This window comes from Stutzerimonas sp. C6.4V (assembly GCF_058536345.1).
In genome coordinates this window covers 759,058-781,225 of record NZ_JBZUBM010000002.1, presented here as the reverse complement: position 1 = coordinate 781,225, position 22,168 = coordinate 759,058, and the positions used below count along the sequence as shown (strand labels likewise).

The following is a 22,168-nucleotide window of genomic DNA, read 5'->3' as shown; positions in this document are numbered from 1 at the left end:
GTGCGCGAAGACGAATCCGTGGGAAGCAGCAGCGCCTTCGGGCGCCTGCTGGGGCTGGAGATTGTCCAGGTCGCAAATGGAGAAGCGCTGCTGCGCCTGGCCATGCATGATGGCTTGCGCAATCTGCATGGCAAGCTGCACGGCGGCGCACTGTTCTCACTGATCGACACCGCCATGGGCCAGGCCAGCCACAGCCTCAATGGCGGCGAGCCGAACAGCGTCACGCTGGAATGCAAGGTCAACTACATTCGCCCGGTGACCGAAGGCGAGCTGACCTGCCGCGCCTGGGTGGTGCACGGCGGTCGTCGGACCCAGGTGCTCGAAGCCGAGGTCCATCAGGGCGAGAAGCTGGTGGCCAAGGCACAGGCGACCTTCTCGGTCATCTGAGTCATCGGGCCGCAGCTGAGGGTACATTGGAAACGCCCTGCAAGGGTGCGCGGTCCAACGCTGACGGCCTCTTGTAGAGCGTGCGATCCACCCCCATATTGTGCCGACTGACGCGTGAAGGAATTCCCCAATTGAGCGATCTTCTCTCCCACCGCCTGGCGTTGCTGGCCGAGCACCCAAACCTGTCGCTGCTCTCGCAATGCCTGCACGGGATAGAGCGCGAATGCCTGCGCGTCGGCACCGATGGCCAGCTGGCGCTCACGCCTCATCCGCGGGCGCTGGGGTCGGCGCTGACTCACCCGAAGATCACCACCGACTATTCCGAAGCGCTGCTGGAGTTCATCACCGGCACTGAGGCCGATCCGGCCAGGACGCTGGCCGAGCTAGACGCCATACACCGCTATACCTACAGCCGGCTGGACGGAGAATTTCTCTGGAGCCCGTCGATGCCGGGACACCTGCCGGACGAGACGCAGATTCCCATCGCCGAATACGGCAGCTCCAACATCGGCCGGCTGAAATACGTCTACCGGCAAGGCCTGGCGCTTCGCTATGGCAAGACCATGCAATGCATCGCCGGGATTCATTACAACTTCTCGCTGCCCGAGGCGCTGTGGTCGGTGCTGCAGGCCGACGAAGGCGATGATCGCTCGCAGCAGGATTACCAGTCCTGGCGCTATATCGCACTGATCCGCAACTTCCGTCGCTACAGCTGGCTGCTGATGTATCTGTTCGGCGCCTCGCCGGCACTGGATGCCAGCTTCATGCGCGGCCGTGCACATCAGCTCGAGCAGCTCGACGAAGACACCCTGTATTTGCCCTACGCCACCAGTCTGCGCATGAGCGACCTGGGCTACCAGAGCAATGCCCAGGCGGGCCTGACACCCTGCTACGACGACCTGCCCAGCTACACCAGCAGCCTGCACAAGGCGGTCTCGACGCCCTACCCCGACTACGCGGCGCTAGGCACCAAGGACGCGGACGGCAACTGGCAGCAGCTCAACACCAACATCCTGCAGATCGAAAACGAGTACTACTCGAACATCCGCCCCAAGCGCGTGACAGGCACTGGCGAGCGCCCCTTGCACGCATTGCGCGCACGCGGCATCCAGTACATCGAAGTGCGTTGCCTGGACATCAACCCCTTCCTGCCGTTGGGGATCGACATCACCGAAGCGCGTTTTCTCGATGCGTTCCTGCTGTTCTGCACCCTGCAGCAGAGCCCTTGCCTGGTCGATGGCGAATGCCGGGCCAGCAACGACAACTTCCTCAAGGTGGTAAAAGAAGGCCGCAGACCCGGGCTGCAACTGCAACGCCGCGGTGAGGCTGTCAGCCTGCAGCAATGGGCGAGCGAGCTGATCACCGCGATAGGCCAGGTTGCCGCGCTGCTGGATCGCAGCCATGGAAGCGAAGAACATGCGCGCGCCGTGGCCGAACAACAGGCAAAGGTTGCCGACAGCAGCCTGACGCCTTCGGCCCGCGTACTCGAGGAGTTGCAGCGTAACGGTGAGAGCTTCAGCCAGTTCGCGCTGCGTCAGACCCGCCGACACGCCGAAGACTTCCGTAGCCGTGCCCTGTCCGACACCGACGTGGCCTGGTTCGACGAAGCGACGCGCAGCTCGCTAGCGCAACAAGCGGAGATGGAAGCTGCCGACACCGAGGACTTCGACAGCTTTGTCGAGGAATATCAGCGGAGTTTGACGCAGCTGTAGTTGGAAGCCTGAAGCAGCCAGGCGGTGTTGATCTCTTCAGCGGTTGCCATGTGCAACCGCTTTTCCGTTCAGCCTCCAGCGCTGTTATCGGCTCTACAGCTGCTTCTCGAATATCTTCGAATTGCGCTGGAAGTTGTAGAGCGAAGCCCGCGCAGCTGGCAGACGCTCGACACCGCTAGGCTCGAAGCCGCGCTCGCGGAACCAGTGCGCGGTGCGGGTGGTGAGCACGAACAGGGTTTTCAGGCCCAGCTTGCGCGCTCGCGCTTCGATCCGTTCCAGCAGCTGATCGCCGCGACCGCCATGGCGATATTCGGGATTCACTGCCAGGCAGGCCAGTTCTCCCGCATCGGAATCGGCGATCGGGTAGAGCGCCGCGCAGGCAATGATCAGGCCGTCACGCTCGACGATGGTGAATTGCTCGACCTCCCGCTCCAGCACCTCTCGCGAACGCCGCACCAGAATGCCCTGCTCTTCCAGCGGTGTGATCAGATCGATCAGCCCGCCAACGTCCTCGATGGTCGCCTCGCGCAATTGCTCGAACTGCTCCTGAGTCACCAGGGTGCCGTCGCCGCCATCGCGGGTGAACAGCTCGTTGAGCAGCGAGCCATCCTCGGCGTAGCTGATCACATGGCTGCGGCGCACGCCGCCCTTGCAGGCCTGGGCCGCGGCATCCAGCAGCTCGGCCTGGTAGGTACCGACGAGGCGCTCCAGATAGGCTGGGATCTGCGGCGGCCGTAGCTCGCGCACCAGCTTGCCGGTCTCGTCACGCAGGCCGCGCTCGGCACCGTAGAGCACCAGCTTGTCGGCCTGCAGATCGATGGCGGCGCGAGTGGCAATATCTTCACAGGCGATGTTGAAAATCTCGCCTGTAGGGGAATAACCCAGTGGCGAGAGCAGCACGATGGTGCGCTCGTCCAGCAGTCGGCCGATGCCCTTGCGATCGACCCGCCGCACTTCGCCGGTGTGCTGATAATCGACCCCATCGTGCACACCGATGGGCCGTGCGGTGATGAAATTGCCGCTGGCCACCCGCAGTCGCGCGCCCTGCATCGGCGAAGCAGCCATGTCCATGGACAGCCGCGCCTCGAGGGCGATGCGCATATGACCGACCGCATCGATCACACATTCCAGGGTGGCCGAGTCGGTGATGCGCAGGTCGCGATGGAAGCGCGGCTGGATGCCACGTGCGGCCAGCCGTTCCTCGATCTGCGGACGCGAGCCAAACGCCAGCACCAGGCGTACGCCGAGGCTGTGCAGCAACACCAGGTCGTGGACGATGTTGGCGAAGTTGGGATGTTCCAGACCATCGCCGGGCAGCATGACCACGAAGGTGCGGTCACGGTGCGAGTTGATATAGGGCGATGAATCGCGAAGCCAGGTAACGTAGTTGTGCATGCGGAAGCCTTAGGTGACAGCTTGTCTGGTCCGGAAGCCGGGGCGTATATGGATGCAGGGAGCAGGCCGCGATCGGGTCGCCAGACCTGCTCCTATCCTCGGCCTGGTTGCAGGCAATAGTGTTCGATCATTCCACGCAACAGTTTCACGGTAGGTTCGATCCGGTCCAGATCCAGGTACTCGTCCGGTTGGTGGGCACAGGCGATGTCGCCCGGGCCGAGCACCAGCGTCTCGCAGCCAAGCTGCTGAAGATAAGGCGCTTCGGTGGCGAAGGCCACTGCCTCGGCGGCATGCCCGGTGAGCCGCTCGGCCAGTTTGACCAGCTCGGCATCGGCGCCCTGATCGAAGGCCGGGACGCTGGGAAACAGCGGCGCCAGGTCGATCTTCACCCGATGCTTTTCCGCAACCGGCCGCAGGCGCCCGGCAATCCTGTCGCGCAGCTGAGCCGGGTCCATTCCCGGCAACGGACGCAGGTCGTACTCCAGCGAACACTGGCCGCAGATCCGATTGGGATTGTCGCCGCCATGGATGCAGCCGAGGTTGAGCGTCGGTTGCGGCACGTCGAACAAGGGGTTGTTGTACTGACTCTGCCACTCGCGGCGCAACCTGATCAGTTCACCCATGACGTCATGCATTGCCTCCAGCGCACTATGGCCGTAGGCGGGGTTGGAAGAGTGCCCGCTCTGTCCGTGAATCTCGATGCCTTCCATCATGATGCCCTTGTGCAAACGCACCGGGCGCAGCCCCGTAGGCTCGCCGATCACCGCTGCTCGCCCCAGCGGCCGCCCGGCGTCGGCCAGCGCACGGGCACCGGACATCGAACTCTCTTCATCGCAGGTCGCCAGAATCAGCAGTGGCTGGCGGAACGGCTGATCGAGCAATGGCAGTACTGCTTCGATGATCAGCGCGAAGAAGCCCTTCATGTCGCAGCTGCCGAGGCCGTACCAGCGGTCATCGGCTTCGCGCAGTTGTAGCGGCTCGGCCGTCCACAGATCGGCATCATAGGGCACGGTATCGCTGTGCCCGGCCAGCACCAGGCCGCCCGGCCCGCTGCCGAGGCTTGCCAGCAGATTGAACTTGCCTGGGGTGACTTCCTGCACTTCGCAGCTGAAACCAAGATCGCCCAGCCAGCCCGCAAGCAGGTCAATGACCGGGCGGTTGGTCTGATCCCAATGGGCCTGGGTACAGCTCACCGACGGCGCGGCGATCAGCGCGGCGAACTGGTCTTTGAGCGAGGGGATGGGCACCGACGACCTCCTTGGAGACAAAGACGAAGGCGCCCAGTGAAACATGAAACGCGTTGCCGCAGCGCCCCCGAGGGGAAAAAGCAGCAGCAACGAGTCCGATCAGACGAAGATTGCCCGGAGAATCGTGAAGAACACGATCGACAGAAACGCGCCCGCCGGCAGGGTAATCAGCCATGACATGAAGATCGAGCCCACCACGCCAAGGTTCAGCGCACCGATACCGCGGGCAATGCCGATACCCAGCACCGCGCCGACCAGCGTATGGGTAGTCGACACCGGCAGGCCGATAGCCGAGGCGCCGACCACCGTGGTCGCGGTCGCCAGCTCGGCGGCAAAGCCGCGGCTGGGGGTCAGTTCGGTGATTTCCTTGCCGATGGTGGCGATCACCTTGTAGCCGTAGGTGGCCAGGCCGATGACGATGCCCACCGCGCCCAGCAGCAGCACCCAGCCCGGTACCGCCGACTTGGCGGCGATCGCGCCGGCACCCTCCGACTGGATGACCCCGACCACCGCAGCCAGCGGACCCACCGCGTTGGCGACATCGTTGGCGCCGTGTGCAAAGGCCATAGAGCAGGCGGTGAAGATCATCAGAACGGCGAAGACCTTTTCCACGCTGGCGTAGTGAAAGTCCCGGTCCGCTTCCTCATCGACCTTGATACGAGACAGCAGCGCGATACCGACCAGCATCACCAGCACGCCGATGGCGAGCGCCAGAAGGATGCCCTGGCCACCCGTCAGCGACAGGCCGACATGCTTGAGGCCCTTGGTCACGGTCATCAGCGCAACCATGAAGCCGGTCAGAAACATATACAGCGGCACGAAGCGCTTGGCGTTTCGAAAGGGGTCTTCAGTGTTGATGATCAGCTTCTGCACCGTCATGAACAGGCCGAAGGCGACGATGCCCGACAGCATTGGCGTCACCACCCAGCTCGCGACGATGGGGCCGATGGCGTCCCAGTGCACCGCATCGGTGGATACACCCACCGCGGCAAAGCCGATCACCGCACCGATGATCGAGTGCGTCGTGGAAACCGGCCAGCCCTTCATGGTGGCGATCATCAGCCAGGTGCCAGCGGCCAGCAGGGCAGACATCATGCCCAGCACCATCAGGTCGGGTGAGATGATCTCGGCATCGACGATCCCATTCTTGATGGTTTCGGTAACCTCGCCACCCGCCAGGTAGGCACCGCAGAATTCGAAGATCATGGCGACAATGATCGCCTGCTTGATGGTCAGCGCCCTGGAGCCCACCGAGGTGCCCATGGCGTTGGCTACATCGTTTGCGCCCACGCCCCAGGCCATGAAGAAACCAAAGGCGCAGGCAAGCACCAGGAGTACGAAGCCGTATTCCGCAATGAAGGACATAAAAAAATTACCTGTTGAAGCCAGAAAGGATGCTGGCGCTTCAGCGCGCCAGCAGTTGTTCCAGACGGTTGCCGACGCGCTCGGCGCGGTCAGCTACATCACCGATCCATTCGATGATCTTGTAGAGGAACATCACGTCGACTGGAGGCAATTCCTTTTCCAGCTTGAACAGCGCACGGCGCACCGTGATCTGCATACGGTCGGTTTCACGCTCGATTTCCTCGAGCTCCTCGACCATTTTCTCCACCAGGGTGGCTTCACGGCCTGCGAAGCCGGTTTCCAGCAACGAGTCCAGCTCCTTCAGCGCCTTGAGGGCCTGGCAGCTGGCATCGACACTGCGCTGCACGAAGGCCAGCATTTCCGGCTGCAAGGCAGGCGGAATGGTCATGCAACGGCCCAGCATCAGTCCGGCGATGTCCTTGGCGCGATTGGCGATTTTGTCCTGTACACTCAGCAGCTCCAGCAGATCCGAGCGCGGAACCGGCAGAAACAGGCTTTTGGGCAGGTGCTGACGAACGCTCTTCTTGAGCTTGTCGGCCTCGTTTTCCAGTCGGGCCATCTCTTTCTGGATCTGTTCGACCCGCTCCCAGTCTTCTGCCGTGATGGCCTGAAACAGCGGCACCAGGTTGGCGGCACACTCGTGAGACTTGGCCATGTGCTGTTGCATCGGACCGATGGGCGAGCGTCCGAACAGGCTGACGAAAGGATTGATTGGCATAGGGAACACCCCGGCTTCAGAAGGCGGCAAGTATACGGATGACCTCAAAGGGCCGCTACCAAGTGACGTAGGTCACACTCAAACATAGGCATCATCTGGGCACCATGCAGAAAGAAACCGAAATCAAACTGCGCGTCAGTCGCGAAACCATGGCGGCCCTGCGCGAGCATCCGCTGCTGAAAAAGCGCAACAAGAGCGGCTGGCAGCGGCACGAACTGTTCAACCAGTATTTCGACACGCCCGTGCGCGATCTGGCTCGCGCAAAAGTCGCGTTGCGCCTGCGCCGCGATGGCGATCAGTTCATCCAGACGCTCAAAAGCCGCGGGCAGAGCGTGGCCGGGCTGTCCGAGCGCAACGAGTGGGACTGGTACCTGGACAAGGCCAGGCTGGATCTGAAAAAGCTCGCCGACGATTGCTGGCCGGCAAGCCTGGCCGAGCTGGACAAGAAGACCCTGAAGCCGATCTTCACCACCGATTTCGTTCGTGAAAAGGCGGAGATTGCCTGGGGCCGCGGCAAGGCCAAGGTGGTCATCGAAGCGGCCCTGGACCTGGGCAAGGTGGTGGCAGGCAAGCAGGCCGAGGAAATCTGCGAGCTGGAACTGGAGCTGCGCCAGGGCGAACCCGAAGCCCTGCTGGAGCTGGCCGCCGAGCTGGCCGGCGATCTGGCGCTGATGCCCTGCGACATCAGCAAGGCCGAGCGCGGCTACCGGCTGCATGACGCCGATAGCTACTCGCTGAGCCTGCCGGCGCCTGCGATCGAGGCGACCATGCCGCTGGATGACGCCTTTGCCGCGCTGGGCTGGCAACTGCTGGGCAACAGCCAGCGCCTGGCCGAACAGTACCGCTTCAACGGCCACTGGAAACTGCTCGGCGACTGGCTGCAGCAACTGGTCGAGCTGCGCGCCCTGCTGGGCAGTCTTGGCCAGGCCGCGCCGCGCGCCACCAGCCGTGAACTGCGCGGATGGCTCGACGCGCTCATCCAGGACTGGCGTCCACGAGTCGAGGCTGGCCGCGATGACGAAAGCGTGCGCCAGGCGGCGCCCGAGCAGTTTGCCGCCGAGCTGGACGAACCACGTTGGGGCCTGTTTTCTCTGAAAGCCTCGCTCTGGCTGCTGCGGCGCGGCTGGACAGTCGATCGCAACAACCGCGGCAACCGCCAGGGCGCCGCCGAGCTGGGCAACTGGCTGCCACGCCAGCTGGGCGAAGAAGCCGAAGCACTCCAACTGTTGCGTTATCAACAACAGCCTGAAGACCTCGCCGAGCAGCGCCCACGCATGGAGCGGTTACTCGTCTGGCTGCATCTGGCACGCAGCACCCTGGACCTGCCGGAAGCCGATCGCCTCTACGGAGAACTGGCCAAGCTGTACGAATTGGCCGGGCTGCCGCTGGATGACGAGCTGCTCGATGCTCGCGTGGAGCAGGCCCGCCTGGTCTGGACGCTCAAACCCTGGAAGCAGCTGCTCAAGTAGGCAGCAGCGCCTACGTCGGGTGGGTCGCGCTTCACCGATCCACCTCGGCGTCTCGGGGATGCCGACCGGGAGACCTTCCTCCGGCGGAGCAATCGCGCAAACTTGGACCGTCCAGGCAGACAGCGCGACGATTAATCGGCAAGCTTGGCCTTCGCTACAACCATGACCGAAGGGCCCCATGTCCGTGTTGAACTCGCCCACCCAGGACCGTTTTCTCGACCTCAATGAACTGCTGCGCGACCTGGTCGCCCAAGGGCGGTTATTGCAGGAAAGCGCCGAGCAATGCATGGCCCTGCGGCGCAGCTCGGCAAACAGCCAGCAGCACCCCCTGGAATTTCTTGCCGCGCAGCAGCTCGACGATCTGCAGCGCCCCGGCAAAAAGCTCGACCTGGAAACGCTGACCGTCTGGCTCGCTGAGCAGGCCGGTCAGCCGTACCTGCGCATCGACCCGCTGAAGATCGATGTCGCAGCCATCACCCCGTTGATGTCCTATGCCTTCGCCCAGCGCCACAGCATCCTCGCCGTGGCGGTGGACGCCAGCGCCGTGACCATCGCCAGCAGCCAGCCGTTCGTGAAGAGCTGGGAAGCCAACCTCACCCACGTACTCAAGCGGCCCATCAAGCGTGTAGTCGTCAACCCGGTCGACCTGCAGCGTTTTACCGTGGAGTTCTACCGGCTGGCCAAATCGGTCAGTGGCGCTACCGCCAATGATCAGAAGATCAGCGGCACCGGCAACTTCGAGCAGCTGCTCAATCTCGGTGCCAGCGACCAGGAACCGGACGCCAACGACGCCCATGTGGTGAACATCGTCGACTGGCTGTTCCAGTACGCCTTCCAGCAGCGTGCCAGCGACATCCATATCGAGCCCCGGCGCGAGCAGGGCACCGTGCGCTTTCGTATCGACGGCGTGCTGCATAACGTCTACCAGTTCCCGCCACAGGTGGCGATGGCTGTGGTCAGCCGGCTCAAGTCACTCGGGCGCATGAATGTCGCGGAAAAGCGCAAGCCGCAGGATGGTCGGGTCAAGACTAAGACCCCGGATGGCGGTGAGGTCGAGCTGCGCCTGTCTACCCTGCCCACCGCCTTTGGCGAAAAGATGGTGATGCGGATCTTCGATCCTGAAGTTTTGCTCAAGGGCTTCGATCAGCTGGGCTTTTCCGCCGAAGACCTGCGCCGCTGGCAGAGCATGACCGGCCAGCCCAACGGCATCATCCTGGTCACAGGCCCCACAGGGTCGGGCAAGACCACCACGCTGTACACGACGCTCAAGCAGCTGGCGACGCCCGAAGTAAACGTCTGCACCATCGAGGACCCGATCGAGATGATCGAGGGTGCCTTCAACCAGATGCAGGTGCAGCACAACATCGACCTCACCTTTGCCAGCGGCGTGCGCGCGTTGATGCGCCAGGACCCGGACATCATCATGGTCGGCGAGATCCGCGACCTGAAAACCGCCGAGATGGCGATCCAGGCGGCGCTGACCGGGCACCTGGTGCTCTCCACCCTGCACACCAACGACGCGCCGAGCGCCATCACCCGGCTACTGGAACTGGGCGTGCCGCATTACCTGCTCAGGGCCACGCTGCTCGGCGTCATGGCCCAGCGCCTGGTGCGCACGCTGTGCCCGCATTGCAAGGCGCCGGTTCAGCTGGACGCCGAGGACTGGCAGGCGCTGACCAAACCCTGGAACGCACCGCTGCCCGGCAACGCCCATCGTGCGGTGGGCTGTATCGAATGCCGCGACACCGGCTATCGCGGCCGTGCCGGCGTCTACGAGATCATGCTGCTCAACGATGCGATCAAGCCATTGATCACCGCCGACACCGATCTCACTCCCCTGCGCCGCCAGGCTTTCAAGGACGGCATGCACAGCCTGCGCCTGTCCGGCGCGCAGAAAATCGCCGCAGGGCTGACGACGCTGGAGGAAGTGCTACGGGTAACGCCGCAGAGTGAGCAGAAGTAGCTGGAAGCTGGAAGCTGGAAGCTGGAAGCTGGAAGCTGGAAGCTGGAAGCTGGAAGCTGGATCAGCGTGCGGGCTGGCGCCGAAACACCTTCAAGCTCTTTCGGTTTTTACTTCAAGCTTTCAGCTTCAGGCTTCAAGCTGCTTCTCAGCCCTGCCTCGCCGCCAGTATCCCGGCGACCCGCGCAGGCTCGCAGTTGAGATAAGCCGACGACTGCAGCCATTGCTGATCCGGGTACCAGGAAAACATGAACTGACCGCCCTTGAGGCTATCGACCACCATGCGTGCCACTTCCGGGCGCACCGCGGGGCAGCCCTGGCTGCGGCCGATGCGGCCCTGGGTCGCGATCCAGGCGGGGTTCACATAGTCGGCCGGGTGGATGACGATGGCCCGCTCGCGCGCCAGATCATTCACGCCAGGCTCGAGCCCGTCCATACGCAGCGAGTAGCCATGCTTGCCGCTGTAGCTCTCGGCGGTGCGAAACAGGCCGAGGCTCGACTGATGGCTGCCAACCACATTGGAAAAGCGTGTCGCCAGGTTCTCGCCCGACCCGTTGCCATGGGCGACGAAATCCTCGAGCAACAATCGGCCACGTGTCAGGTCGAAGATCCACAGTCGCCGCTGGGATGAAGGCAGGGAAAAGTCGATCACCGCCAGGCGCTGAGCGGGCGCCGCGCCATTGTTCACGGCGCACTGCATGGCTGCTACGGCATGGGTCAGCACCACGGGATCGAGCGCCGGGGCCACGCGGGACAGGCTGTCCACCACCGGTTGATAGGCAGGGGCCGCCAGCAGCGGCATCGACAAGAGCAAGCCGGCTGCAAGGCAGAGGCGTCGAAGCGAATGCATCATGTTTTGGGTTAACCTCGACGGCGCCTGTGCCGAATATCCCTTCGGCCAACGCTCCTGCTCGCTACCAGGCCCATGGTTTCACTGTAGCGAAATTGAATCAGACGGGACCTGAAACGCTCCCACATCGTCTGATGGATCATGTTCTAGCGGCCTGAAAGGGCCTGGTTTTCCCAGACGCCGAGGCCAATCAGCGCCGGAGTCTAGCAGTCGGCGGGACAGCCGGGAGTGAAGCGTTGTACAAAAAACATGCATTTCGTCTTGTCGGTATCCTGCTGTTGGCCCCCTTGCTGGCAGCGGCCGAGCCTGCAAACGCGCCGCAGGCACCCATCCAAGGCGTTCTGCAGAACCTCGACGGCGTCTGTGGTAAGCCTCTTGGCGACCTCGATGCAGGCGCTCTGCAAAGGCTATCGGCGTTCTATCAAGGCCAGCAGTACCAGCCCGTATGGACGACCTATCCGCAGATCGACACGCTGCTCGCGCAACTCGAAGCGCTGGCCGACGATGGCCTGAACCCCGCGACCTATCAGACCGAGGCCATTCGTCGGGCCATGCACACCGCCTCCGCCGCGCCGCTGCACCGCGAATGCAGCGACATTCTTGCCAGCCACGCCTATCTCTCGGCTTTACATCACCTGGCCCGGGGCCGGCTGCCTCAGGATCGTGTCGAGCCCGTCTGGCGCGGCCCGGACGCAGCGGGAGAGCAGCAGGCGGATGCCCGTCTGCTGGCGATCGCCAGCGATGGACTGAGCCAGATCGAGCATGCCTTCAACAAGGCGCGCCCCCCGATGGAGCAGTACCACAACCTGCGCAAAGCCTATTCGCGCCTGCGCAGCCAACCCCTCCCGCAGTGGCAGCTGATTCCACCGGGCAAAACCCTGCGTCCGGGCATGCTGGATCCCCGCGTGCCGCTGCTGCGCCGGCGCCTGAGCGAGCAGGGTTACCTGCTGGACGCGGAGGTGCCGCCGGGCAGGGATGAGTGGCGCTATGACCAAGCGCTGGAAGACGCGCTCAAGGTGTTCCAGCGGCAGCATTCACTCGAAGACGATGGCATTCTGGGTGCGGGCACCCTCAGCGAACTGAACGCTACGCCAGCCGAACGGCGGGATAGGCTGCGCGTGAATCTCGAGCGCTTTCGCTGGCTCTCGCGCGACATCGAGCCGCGTTCGCTGCTGGTGGATATCGCCGGTGGGCGGGTGATCTTCTTTCGTGACAACAGTCCCCAATGGGAAGCGCGCGTCCAGGTGGGTCGGGACACCCGGCAGACCCCGTCGATCAGGTCCACGGTCAGCCGGATTACCCTCAATCCGACCTGGACGGTGCCGCCCACCATCCTGCGAGAGGACAAGCTGCCGCAGATTCGTGAGAGCCTGGACTACCTCGCCGAGCATGGAATGCAGGTGCTCGACTACCAGGGACGGGTGCTTGATCCAACCACGGTGGACTGGAGCAATCCTGGCAGGATCCTGCTCCGCCAGGCGGCCGGCCCCGGCAATCCACTTGGCCGGGTGGTCATCCGTTTCGCCAACCCCTATTCGATCTACCTGCACGACACGCCGAGCCAGGGTCTGTTCGCACGCTCGCAACGGGCCTTCAGCTCAGGCTGTGTGAGGGTCGAGTCGGTGATGCAGACTGGTCGACCTGCTACTGACCGAGCCTGAGCGCGAGAGGGTCGCCAGCCTGCTCGAAAGCGGCCAGACCCACGAATACCGCCTGGCCAAGCCGACGCCGGTACTGCTGGCGTACTGGACCGCCGAGGCCGACAGCAGCGGAACACCCCGTTACCGACCGGACGTCTATCACCGCGACGGTGCGCTGCTGCGAGCGCTGCAGGCCGCCGACCGCCAGCCCGCCCCTGACACCTTGCAGCCCGACAGGCCATCGCAGCCCTAGCGGGCAGGCTGAGAACCAGCGCTCATGACCAGACCGGCGGCTCTGGCAGAGTGCCCGTAGACCGATGTTTACTTGCCTCGGGTCCTGACCCAGGTATCTTGGGCAGCCACAGTCTGCAGGAAGCTCATCATCCCGCCCATGCAGGTGCCCTGACCTCCAGAGCCTGGGAACCAAGATCTTTGCCGCCACGGATAGCTGAGCAGACGTTTTGAAAGAAGAAAAAAAACCCGTCGATACCTGGAACGAAGCCGACCGGCTGGCGGCGCTGGCCGCATACGGCATTCTCGACACCCCGCCTGAAGCCGCCTTCGACGATCTGGTCATGCTTGCCGCCGAGCTGTGCGCCAGTCCCAGCGCCGCCATCATGTTCATCGACAAGGACCGCCAGTGGGTCAAGGCCTCGGTCAATGTCGACGCGGGCAATCGACCGCGTGACGAAGCGCTCTGTGCCCGCGCAATCACCTGTACCGACCCGCTGGTCATCGAGAACCTTGCCGAGGAGCCACTGGTCCCGGGCGCGAATGGCTTCTACGCCGCCGCGGTATTGCGGACGGCCGAGGGCCTGCCACTCGGCACGCTTTGCGTCATGGACAGCCAGCCACGACAACTGTCACAGCGGCAAAAGGCGCACCTGCAGGCACTGGCCCGCCAGGTAATGGCTTTGCTCGAACTGCGCCGCAGCCGCGAGCACAACGAACGCAACCGGTTGATCATCGACAGCGCGGTGGACTACGCGATCATCACCACGGATGCCCAGGGCACGGTCAGCAGCTGGAATCAGGGCGCCGAACGCATCCTTGGCTGGCAGCCGCACGAGGTCATCGGTAGCCACGTCTCGCGGCTGTTTGTCGATGAAGACCTGGCCCGCGGGGTACCGGACAAGGAAATGGCTGCCGCCGCCCGAGACGGCTCGGCCATCAACGAACGCTGGCATCGACGCAAGGACGGCAGCTGTTTCTGGGCCAGCGGCGTGCAAATGTTGCTCAAGGATGACCGCGGTCAAAAGCTCGGCTTCGTGCAGATTCTGCGCGACCTCACCGAGCGGTTGCATGAACAGGCAGCCATTCGCGAGGCCGAGGAGCGCTACCGTGCGCTGGTGGACCTGAGTCCGCAGGTCATCTGGCAATGCGACGCCCAGGGTGAACTGATCTTTTGTAACCGCTACTGGTGCGAATTCACCGGCCTGAGCACCGCAGCCTCCGCTGGTATGGGCTGGCTGAACGCCGTGGCGCCAGATCACCGCGACGCCGTGATGCTGCAGTGGCGCGGTGCGCTCAAATCCGGTCAGGCCGGTAATTTCGAAGTTCCGCTGCTGGCAGCCGATGGCAGCGCCCGCTGGTTTCAGGGCAGCGGCGCTCCGGTCTATGACTGTGACTGCCGCCTGCTGCACTGGGTGCTGGTGGCGCAGGACATTCATGAGCGCCGTCTCGCCGAGATCGAACGGCTGGAGAGCGAAGCATTTACCCGCAGCTTGCTGGATGCCGCCAGCGAGGGCTTCTACTCCATCGACAGCAATGGCCTGGTCACGCTCTGCAACGAGGCGTTCGTCAGACTGCTCGGCTTTGCCGGCAAGGACGAGGTGCTGGGCCGACAGCTGCATCAGGTGATTCACCACAGCCATCCCGATGGCACGCCGTACCCGCTCGAAGACTGCCCCATCCAGCGTGCCGCCTGTACCGGCGAGCCGGCGCACGTTGAATACGAGCTGTTCTTCCGTCAGGACGGCAGCAGCCTGCCGGTCGAGTACCGGGTCGCGCCGCTGTATCGCGACGGGGCCCTGCAGGGTGCCATCTGCACCATTACCGATATCACCGAGCGTGCCCGTGGTGAAGCCCAGCAAAAGTACCTGCTGGAGCTCAGCGACCACCTGCAGGATGCCGGCGACCGGATCGAGCTGGAGGATGTCATGGCCGAGCAGCTGGCACCCTTGCTCGGTGCCGAATGCATCGCCTGCGGCAGCCTGGACAGGCACGGTAACCTGGTAATCGAACACCAGTGGCCGGGCAGCAACAGCCCCGACCGACGGGGCCCCCACCCGCTGGGTTGCTGCGCTCAGCCGCTGCAACTGCGCCTGGATCAGGGTCTGATCGTGCCATTCGAAGACCTGCTCGACGAGGCCGGGTGCCGCGGAGACTGCGCGTTGCTATACAGCCAGCTCGATTGCCGCAGCCTGCTGCTGGCGCCGCTGCTGGAGAGAACCAACGGGTGCGCCTTTCTGTTGTTCGCCAGCCGGCAGGCACGCATCTGGAGCCAGACGGATATATCGCTGGTGCGCGAAACCATCGAGCGCATCCGGGCGGCATCCGACCGTGCCCAGGCACGCCAGGCGCTGCTCGATGCCGAACAGCGGATCAGCCTGGCCAACGAGATCGCCTCGATCGGCATCTGGGAATACGACGTCCAGCGCAACAGGCTGCATTGGGATGCACAACTCAAGGCGCTAGCAGGTCTTGCGCCGGACGAACCGGCGCTGAGCGTGGAGGCGTTTCTCGCCCGTGTCCATGCAGACGACCGCCACGGCCTGATCGAAACGTTCGGCCAGGCGCTGGAAGGGCACGGCGGGGGCGAGCTCAATCTGGACTATCGGGTCTATGACGAAGCCACCGAGCAGTTCCGCTGGCTCACCAACCGCGGCCGCCGCCTGCTCGATGGCGACGGCAAGGTGCGGCTGCTGGGCACCGCCCGGGACATCACCGACGAACGCAACGCAGCCCTGAAGCTGCTGCGGATGAATGCCCTGCTCGAAGAACAGATCCAGGAGCGCCAGCTGGCCGAACAACGGCAGTCGGTGCTGATGGAACTGGGCGATCTGCTGCGGGGCCAGCCAGACAGCCTGACCATCGTCACTGCCGCTGTGCGGGCCCTCGGGACAACCCTGAACGTGACCCGTGCGGCGTTTCTCTCCGTCGACCCCGGCGGCCAGTACGCCACCGTCGAGCGTTACTGGAGCGACGGCGCGCTGGGTGAATACAGCGAACGCATGTGTTTCGCCGAGTACGGCGACTTCATATACGACCTGCAGAACGATGAGCTGGTCGTAGTCGAAGACGTGCTGCACGACACCCGTACCGCCGCGCAGGCCTCCAGCCTTCGGCTGCGTCGGATCCAGAGCCTGGTCTGCGTCCCGCTGCACGAACAAGGCCGCCTCAGCGCTGCACTGATCCTGCTGCAGGACCACCCGCGGCAATGGGCCGAGGAGGACATCTCCTTTATCCGCGAAGTGGCCGATCGTGCCTGGACAGCTGATGAGCGCATGCGCGCCGAACAGGCGCTGCGTGCCAGCGAAGAGCAGTTCCGCACCCTGGCCGACAACATGAGCCAATTCGCCTGGATGGCCGACCCCTCGGGACGTATCTACTGGTACAACAAGCGCTGGTATGACTACACCGGCACCACGCTCGAAGCGATGCGCGCGCTGGGCTGGCGCTCGGTGCATCATCCGGATCACCACGAGCGCGTCAGCGCGTCGATGAAGCGCGCCGTGGCCATAGGCTCGATCTGGGAGGAAACCTTCCCGCTGCGTGGCAAGGATGGCCAGTACCGATGGTTCCTGTCACGCGCCTTGCCGATCCGGGACGACTTCGGTCAGGTGACTCACTGGTTCGGTACCAATACCGATATCACCGCACAGGTGGCAGCCGAGGAAGCGCTGCGAGAGCTCAACGAAAACCTGGAGCGCCGCGTCGCCGAACGTACCCGCGAGCTTGCCGAGATCAACCATCTGCTGCACCTGGAGATGGGCGAGCGCGAACGTGCCGAGGAGACGCTGCGTCACGCGCAGAAGATGGAAGCCATCGGCCAGCTCACCGGCGGATTGGCGCACGACTTCAACAACATGCTGACAGGCGTGCTCGGCGCGCTGGACCTGATCCAGCGCCGGGTCGCCAATGGTCAGGTCAACGAACTCGGCCGCTATGTCGATGCAGCCACCACCTCGGCCAACCGTGCCGCGGCCCTCACCCATCGCCTGCTGGCATTCGCACGCAGACAGTCGCTGGATGCCACGCCGGTGGACGTCAACCTGCTGGTGCAGTCGATGGAGGACATGCTGCGCCGCACCATGGCCGAGCACATCAGCTTCGAGACCCGCCTGCAAAGCGACCCCTGGCTGGCCTATACCGACGCCCACCAGCTCGAAAATGCCTTGCTCAACCTGGTGATCAATGCCCGTGACGCCATGCCCGACGGCGGTCAGCTGACGATTCAGACCGGCTGCGTGCAGATCAGGTCATCGCAGCCCGACAGCCCGGAGCCCGGTGATTACGTCACCCTCAGTGTCGCCGACAACGGCTCAGGCATGCCCGCTGAAGTGGTAGCCAAGGCGTTCGATCCCTTCTTCACCACCAAACCCATCGGCCAGGGTACCGGGCTCGGGCTGTCGATGGTCTACGGGTTCGTCAAGCAGACAGGCGGCCACGTGCACATCGACAGCACACCTGGCCAGGGCACGCTGATCACCCTCTTCCTTCCGCGCAACCAGACACAGCCGGACCAGCAAAGCGGCCAGGAACCCGACACCCTGACCATGCAGGGCGCGCAGACAGACGAAACCGTACTGGTGGTCGAGGACGAGGCCGCCGTGCGCATGCTGGTGGTCGAGGTGCTCGAAGAGCTGGGCTATCGGGTGTTCGAGGCGGTTGATGGAAGCAGCGCGCTGCCGTATCTGCAGAGCGACCAGCGCATCGACCTGCTGCTGACCGACTTTGGCCTGCCCGGCATCAATGGCAGGCAGCTCGCCGAAATCGCGCGCCAGCACCGACCGGACCTGCAGGTGCTGTTCATCACCGGCTACGCGCCGAATGCCGAGGTGCGAGGCGATTTCCTCGCCCCCGGCATGGATATGCTGGCCAAACCGTTCAGCATCGACATGCTCGGCACCAAGGTCCGCCAACTGATCGAGCGCAGCGGCTGAGGCCAGAGGAACTCTGCTGACCGCTGCGTACTCTCTAACAGTGGACCCAGCGGAGGCATTGATCATGCGCAAGACCATCCTGGCAGCAGCGGCATTGAGCTGCATTCCCTTCGGCGCGGCGATGGCGGACAACGGCTTTGTCCGTCAGGTGCTGTCCTCCGGTGCGACAACCGCATCGACCTACATGACCTTTCGCGACGACAAGCGGGTGACCGCCGCCCGCGAGGACGCCAGCAGCTTTGTCGCCAGCGGTGGCGACATCCGAGGCCCCTACCTTGAAGCGATGCTGGCCGAAGTGCGCCGCGACCAGCCACGGCTGGAGGCCAGCGACATGGAACTGGCAAGCGCCATCCTGGCGGCTGGCCAGTAGCCGGCGGTTGCGATGACCAGGCCAATCATGCACAAACAGGCTAACCCGACCTGAGCGGCTGCAAGCCAGGTCGGCTCGGCTATCGAGCGACGGCCTACCGCCGCTGCCCTAATCCAAGCGTTATGGAGAGACCATGAAGAAAACTGCATCCGCCGTCTGGCAAGGTGACCTGAAAAGCGGCAAAGGCTCCATCAGCACCGAAAGCGGCGCGCTGAAGGACAATCCGTACGGCTTCAATACTCGCTTCGAAGGCGCCCCAGGCACCAACCCCGAAGAACTGATCGGCGCGGCACATGCCGGCTGCTTCTCGATGGCCCTGTCGATGATGCTCGGCCAGGCCGGGCTTACCGCGGAGCGGATCGAGACGTCCGCGGAGGTTACGCTGGACAAGGACGACAAGGGTTTCACCATCACCGCCATTGCCCTGACGCTCAAGGCAAAGGTGCCCGGCACCGACAACGACCAGTTCCAGCAGATTGCCAACCAGGCGAAGGAAGGTTGCCCTGTGTCACGCGTGCTCAACGCGAAGATCAGCCTGAGCGCAACGCTGGAGAGCTGATTGCTGTAGCCAGAACGGAAAACGCCGCCCAAGCAGGGCGGCGTTTTCGTGTCGGCAGCCTGAACTCGTCAGCCGCGGATGTTGTAGATGTCCTTTTCGTTCAGCTCTGCATATTCATATAGCCGCTTCAGGTAGGCACTCTGTTGGTCCCAGACCTTTTTCGCCACCGGATCGGCAGCGGCAGAGGCATCGACCACTTCGGCAGCGACCTCCTTGAGACGGGCCAGCACCTCGTCAGGCAGGCGGCGGACCTCGACGCCCTGCTCGCGAAGCTGCTCGAGGGCTTCCATGTTCTTTGCGTTGTAGTCGTCGAGCATGTCCCCGTTGACGGCACGCGCCGCGGCACGAACGATGGCCTTGAGGTCGTCCGGCAGGGTTTCCCAGGCCTTGAGGTTGACGTCCAGCTCGAAGGTGACGTTCGGCTCCTGCCAACCCGGCGTGTAGTAGTACTTGGAAGCCTTGTGCAGGCCCAGGGCCAGGTCGTTGTAAGGTCCGATCCACTCGGTGGCATCGATGGCGCCGGTCTGCAGCGCAGTGAAAATCTCACCGGCCGGCATGTTCACCACGGTCCCGCCCATCTTGGTCAGCACTTCGCCGCCCAGGCCCGGGGTGCGCATCTTCAGGCCCTGGAAATCCTCGACCGAATTGATTTCCTTGTTGAACCAGCCAGCAGTCTGTACGCCGGTGGCGCCGCAGGCCATCGGCAGTACGCCGTAAGGCTTGTAGACCTCTTCCCAGAGTTCCATGCCGCCGCCGCGATGGAGCCAGGCGTTCATTTCCTGGGCATTCGGGCCGAACGGCAGTGCGCAGAAGAACTGAGCGGCAGGAACCTTACCTTTCCAGTAGTAGGGCGCGCCATGGCCCATTTCAGCAGTCCCGCGCGAGACGGCATCGAAGACTTCGAGTGGCGGTACCAGTTCGCCAGCGGCGTATACCTTGACGGTCAGACGACCGTTACTCATCTCGTTGACCCGCTTGGCGAAGTTTTCCGCACCGACGCCTACGCCGGGGAAATTCTTCGGCCAGGAGGTGACCATCTTCCAGTTGAATGTCTCGGTGCTTGCGGTGCCTTCGGATTTGGCGGTTTCGGCTTCCTTGTTGCAACCAGCCAGTGCGGTTGCGGCCAGGCCAACGCCAGCGGCGGCCAGAATTTGACGACGTTTCATGGGTAACTCCTTGTTGTTGTAATGGCTGAACCTCGGAAAAAACCTGTTCAGGTCGCTCTAGCTATCATATGGCTATACATCGCTCAAGCATTGCAACTACGTATGGCCACTACGTACGTAGTACTGCCGGTTGCGACAGCATCCGGCGCACGCCTAGAATCGCGGGCTGTCTGGCCATAACAATAAGGATCTGCCATGCCTAACCACGCCCCTCCTCTGCTCGGTTTTGCCAAGCTGATCGACGCCCTCAACGCCCGATTCGGACAGGCCTGCGCCTGGCTGACCCTGTTTCTGGTGCTCGGCACGTCAGTGGTGGTAGTCCTGCGTTATGGCTTCGGCATCGGCGCAACCGCACTGCAGGAAGCCGTACTCTACGCACACGCACTGGTGTTCATGGGTGCAGCCGCCTGGGTACTGCAACGCAACGGCCATGTTCGCGTCGACATTTTCTATCAGCGTTTCTCGCCCCGCTATCAGGCCTTGGTGGAAGTGCTCGGTACCCTTCTGTTCCTTTTGCCCGTCTGCCTGTTCCTTGGCTGGGCCAGCTGGGATTACGTCAGCAACTCCTGGGCGACGCTGGAAGGCTCCAGCGAATCGGGTGGCCTGAAGTTCGTTTACCTGCAAAAGAGCATCATCCTGGTGCTGGTGGTCTGCCTCGCCCTGCAAGGGCTCTCCGAGATCATCAAAGCCGGCTATGCCATCGCCGGTCGCCTGCCGGAGCCGGAGGTGAAGCATGGCTGAGTTGATGGCGATTCTGCTGTTCATCAGCATCTGTGCGGCCCTGATGGCCGGTTACCCCGTGGCCTTCACCCTGGGCGGCGTCTCGCTGCTTTTTGCCGGTATCGGCATCCTCACCGGAACCTTCGATGGCGGCTACCTGAGCGCCCTGCCGAACCGGCTGTTCGGCATCATGAACAACCAGACGATGCTGGCGGTGCCGCTGTTCGTGTTCATGGGTGTGATGCTGGAAAAGAGCCGGGTCGCCGAGGACCTGCTCGAATCCATGTCCCGCCTGTTCGGGACTCTGCGCGGCGGACTGGCGATCTCCGTCTGCGTCGTGGGCGCGCTGCTCGCGGCCAGCACCGGTATCGTGGGCGCTACGGTCGTGACCATGGGCCTGCTGGCGTTGCCGACGATGCTTCGCCGCGGCTATGACCCGGCCATTTCCACCGGAACCCTGGCCGCCACCGGCACCCTGGGCCAGATCATCCCGCCGTCGATCGTGCTGGTCCTGCTTGGTGATGTCATGTCCAGCGCCTACCAGCAGGCGCAGCTGAAGATGGGCATCTTCTCGCCGAAGACCGTCTCGGTTGGCGACTTGTTCGTCGGTGCCCTCCTGCCGGGCCTGCTGCTGGTCGGCATGTACATCCTCTACATCATCGCGGTAGCCATCTTCCAACCGAAGAAACTGCCAGCGCTGCCACAGGAAGAGCTGGGCCCGATCGAGTGGGGCAAGCTGATCAATGCGCTGGTGCCGCCACTGCTGCTGATCAGCGCCGTGCTGGGCTCGATTCTCGCCGGTTATGCGACACCAACCGAGGCCGCGGCCCTGGGTGCGCTGGGTGCGATGCTCCTGGCCTTCTATAAGGGCAAGCTGAATTTCGGCCAGCTGCGCGACGTCGCTTATGGCACCACCGAAATCAGCGCCATGGTCTTCCTGATCCTCATTGGCGCCTCACTGTTCTCCCTGGTGTTCCGCGGCTTCGGCGGCGAAGTGCTGATCGAGGACGTGTTTGCCCAACTGCCAGGTGGCGTGCTGGGCGCGTTCTTCGTGGTCATGCTGGTGATCTTCCTGCTTGGCTTCATCTTGGACTTTATCGAGATCACCTTCGTGGTGGTGCCGATCGTCGGCCCGGTGTTGCTGGCCATGGGGCTAGATCCCGTCTGGCTTGGCGTGATGATCGCGCTGAACCTGCAGACCTCCTTTCTCACACCTCCCTTCGGCTTCGCGCTGTTCTACTTGCGTGGAGTCACGCCGAAATCAGTACCCACGAGTACCATCTACAAAGGCGTTGTGCCGTTCATCCTGATCCAGATCGCCCTGCTGGTGATCGCCTACCAGTTCCCTGGCCTGGTCACCTGGCTACCTGAACAGGTCTACGGCAAATAACCCAGCAGACGCCCGTTTCCGACGGGCGTCTCGCTTTCTGGTCGATGCTTCAGGC

At 63.5% G+C, this 22,168-nt stretch carries 15 protein-coding genes and 1 pseudogene; 10 read left to right on the top strand and 6 right to left on the bottom strand.

Annotated elements, in window-relative coordinates; translation table 11 throughout:
- Together AC4LFW_RS19465 and gshA are read left to right on the top strand one after the other, a co-directional pair.
- On the top strand, window positions 1–387 hold the full coding sequence (locus tag AC4LFW_RS19465; protein WP_491821233.1) for a PaaI family thioesterase: 387 nt from the start codon (window positions 1–3) through the stop codon (window positions 385–387).
- Between the two features lie 131 nt (window positions 388–518).
- Window positions 519–2,099 (top strand): glutamate--cysteine ligase, encoded by a 1,581-nt coding sequence (gshA, locus tag AC4LFW_RS19460; protein ID WP_491821231.1) that lies wholly within the window; start codon window positions 519–521, stop codon window positions 2,097–2,099.
- A gap of 93 nt (window positions 2,100–2,192) precedes the next feature.
- Here the strand turns inward: gshA and argA are convergent, their stop codons facing one another.
- The 4 genes from argA to AC4LFW_RS19440 form a co-directional block, all read right to left on the bottom strand.
- Window positions 2,193–3,494, bottom strand: coding sequence for an amino-acid N-acetyltransferase (gene argA / locus AC4LFW_RS19455; protein WP_491821229.1), 1,302 nt, complete (start codon window positions 3,492–3,494; stop codon window positions 2,193–2,195).
- Window positions 3,495–3,586: 92 nt separating this feature from the next.
- Window positions 3,587–4,741, bottom strand: coding sequence for an acetylornithine deacetylase (gene argE / locus AC4LFW_RS19450; RefSeq protein ID WP_491821228.1), 1,155 nt, complete (start codon window positions 4,739–4,741; stop codon window positions 3,587–3,589).
- 99 nt (window positions 4,742–4,840) lie between these two features.
- Entirely contained in the window at window positions 4,841–6,106 is a 1,266-nt protein-coding gene (locus tag AC4LFW_RS19445) for an inorganic phosphate transporter (RefSeq protein ID WP_491821226.1), read from the bottom strand.
- Window positions 6,107–6,146: 40 nt separating this feature from the next.
- A complete protein-coding gene (locus AC4LFW_RS19440) occupies window positions 6,147–6,824 on the bottom strand; it encodes a TIGR00153 family protein (protein ID WP_045423324.1) in 678 nt (225 codons plus the stop codon).
- 104 nt (window positions 6,825–6,928) lie between these two features.
- Here AC4LFW_RS19440 and AC4LFW_RS19435 point away from each other — a divergent pair, with 104 nt between their 5' ends.
- Together AC4LFW_RS19435 and tfpB are read left to right on the top strand one after the other, a co-directional pair.
- Window positions 6,929–8,293 carry a CYTH domain-containing protein gene (locus tag AC4LFW_RS19435; RefSeq protein WP_491821224.1) on the top strand — a complete coding sequence of 455 codons (1,365 nt, stop codon included), beginning with the start codon at window positions 6,929–6,931 and terminating at the stop codon, window positions 8,291–8,293.
- Between the two features lie 178 nt (window positions 8,294–8,471).
- Window positions 8,472–10,256: a type IV pilus assembly ATPase TfpB gene (gene tfpB / locus AC4LFW_RS19430; RefSeq protein WP_491821222.1), complete on the top strand. Its 1,785-nt coding sequence runs from the start codon at window positions 8,472–8,474 to the stop codon at window positions 10,254–10,256.
- A 145-nt stretch (window positions 10,257–10,401) separates the two neighbouring features.
- On the opposite strand, the gene AC4LFW_RS19425 is transcribed toward tfpB, so the two are convergent.
- Window positions 10,402–11,106 (bottom strand): murein L,D-transpeptidase catalytic domain family protein, encoded by a 705-nt coding sequence (locus AC4LFW_RS19425; RefSeq protein ID WP_491821220.1) that lies wholly within the window; start codon window positions 11,104–11,106, stop codon window positions 10,402–10,404.
- 233 nt (window positions 11,107–11,339) lie between these two features.
- On the opposite strand from AC4LFW_RS19425, the pseudogene AC4LFW_RS19420 reads away from it, so the two are divergent.
- From AC4LFW_RS19420 to AC4LFW_RS19405, 4 genes and pseudogenes are all read left to right on the top strand, one after another.
- A pseudogene (locus AC4LFW_RS19420) lies at window positions 11,340–12,996 on the top strand (L,D-transpeptidase family protein).
- A 208-nt stretch (window positions 12,997–13,204) separates the two neighbouring features.
- Window positions 13,205–17,908, top strand: coding sequence for a PAS domain S-box protein (locus AC4LFW_RS19415; protein ID WP_491821218.1), 4,704 nt, complete (start codon window positions 13,205–13,207; stop codon window positions 17,906–17,908).
- 64 nt (window positions 17,909–17,972) lie between these two features.
- Window positions 17,973–18,278 (top strand): DUF2388 domain-containing protein, encoded by a 306-nt coding sequence (locus tag AC4LFW_RS19410; RefSeq protein WP_491821216.1) that lies wholly within the window; start codon window positions 17,973–17,975, stop codon window positions 18,276–18,278.
- Window positions 18,279–18,411: 133 nt separating this feature from the next.
- Entirely contained in the window at window positions 18,412–18,837 is a 426-nt protein-coding gene (locus AC4LFW_RS19405; protein WP_491821215.1) for an OsmC family protein, read from the top strand.
- A gap of 68 nt (window positions 18,838–18,905) precedes the next feature.
- Here AC4LFW_RS19405 and AC4LFW_RS19400 read toward each other — a convergent pair whose 3' ends face one another.
- Complete coding sequence (locus tag AC4LFW_RS19400) at window positions 18,906–20,003, bottom strand: TRAP transporter substrate-binding protein (RefSeq protein WP_491821213.1); 1,098 nt, start codon at window positions 20,001–20,003, stop codon at window positions 18,906–18,908.
- 195 nt (window positions 20,004–20,198) lie between these two features.
- Here AC4LFW_RS19400 and AC4LFW_RS19395 point away from each other — a divergent pair, with 195 nt between their 5' ends.
- Window positions 20,199–20,744, top strand: coding sequence for a TRAP transporter small permease subunit (locus AC4LFW_RS19395; RefSeq protein ID WP_491821212.1), 546 nt, complete (start codon window positions 20,199–20,201; stop codon window positions 20,742–20,744).
- Complete coding sequence (locus tag AC4LFW_RS19390; protein WP_491821210.1) at window positions 20,737–22,113, top strand: TRAP transporter large permease; 1,377 nt, start codon at window positions 20,737–20,739, stop codon at window positions 22,111–22,113. Before AC4LFW_RS19395 ends, AC4LFW_RS19390 begins: the two co-directional genes overlap by 8 nt.
- Window positions 22,114–22,168 lie beyond the last annotated feature (55 nt).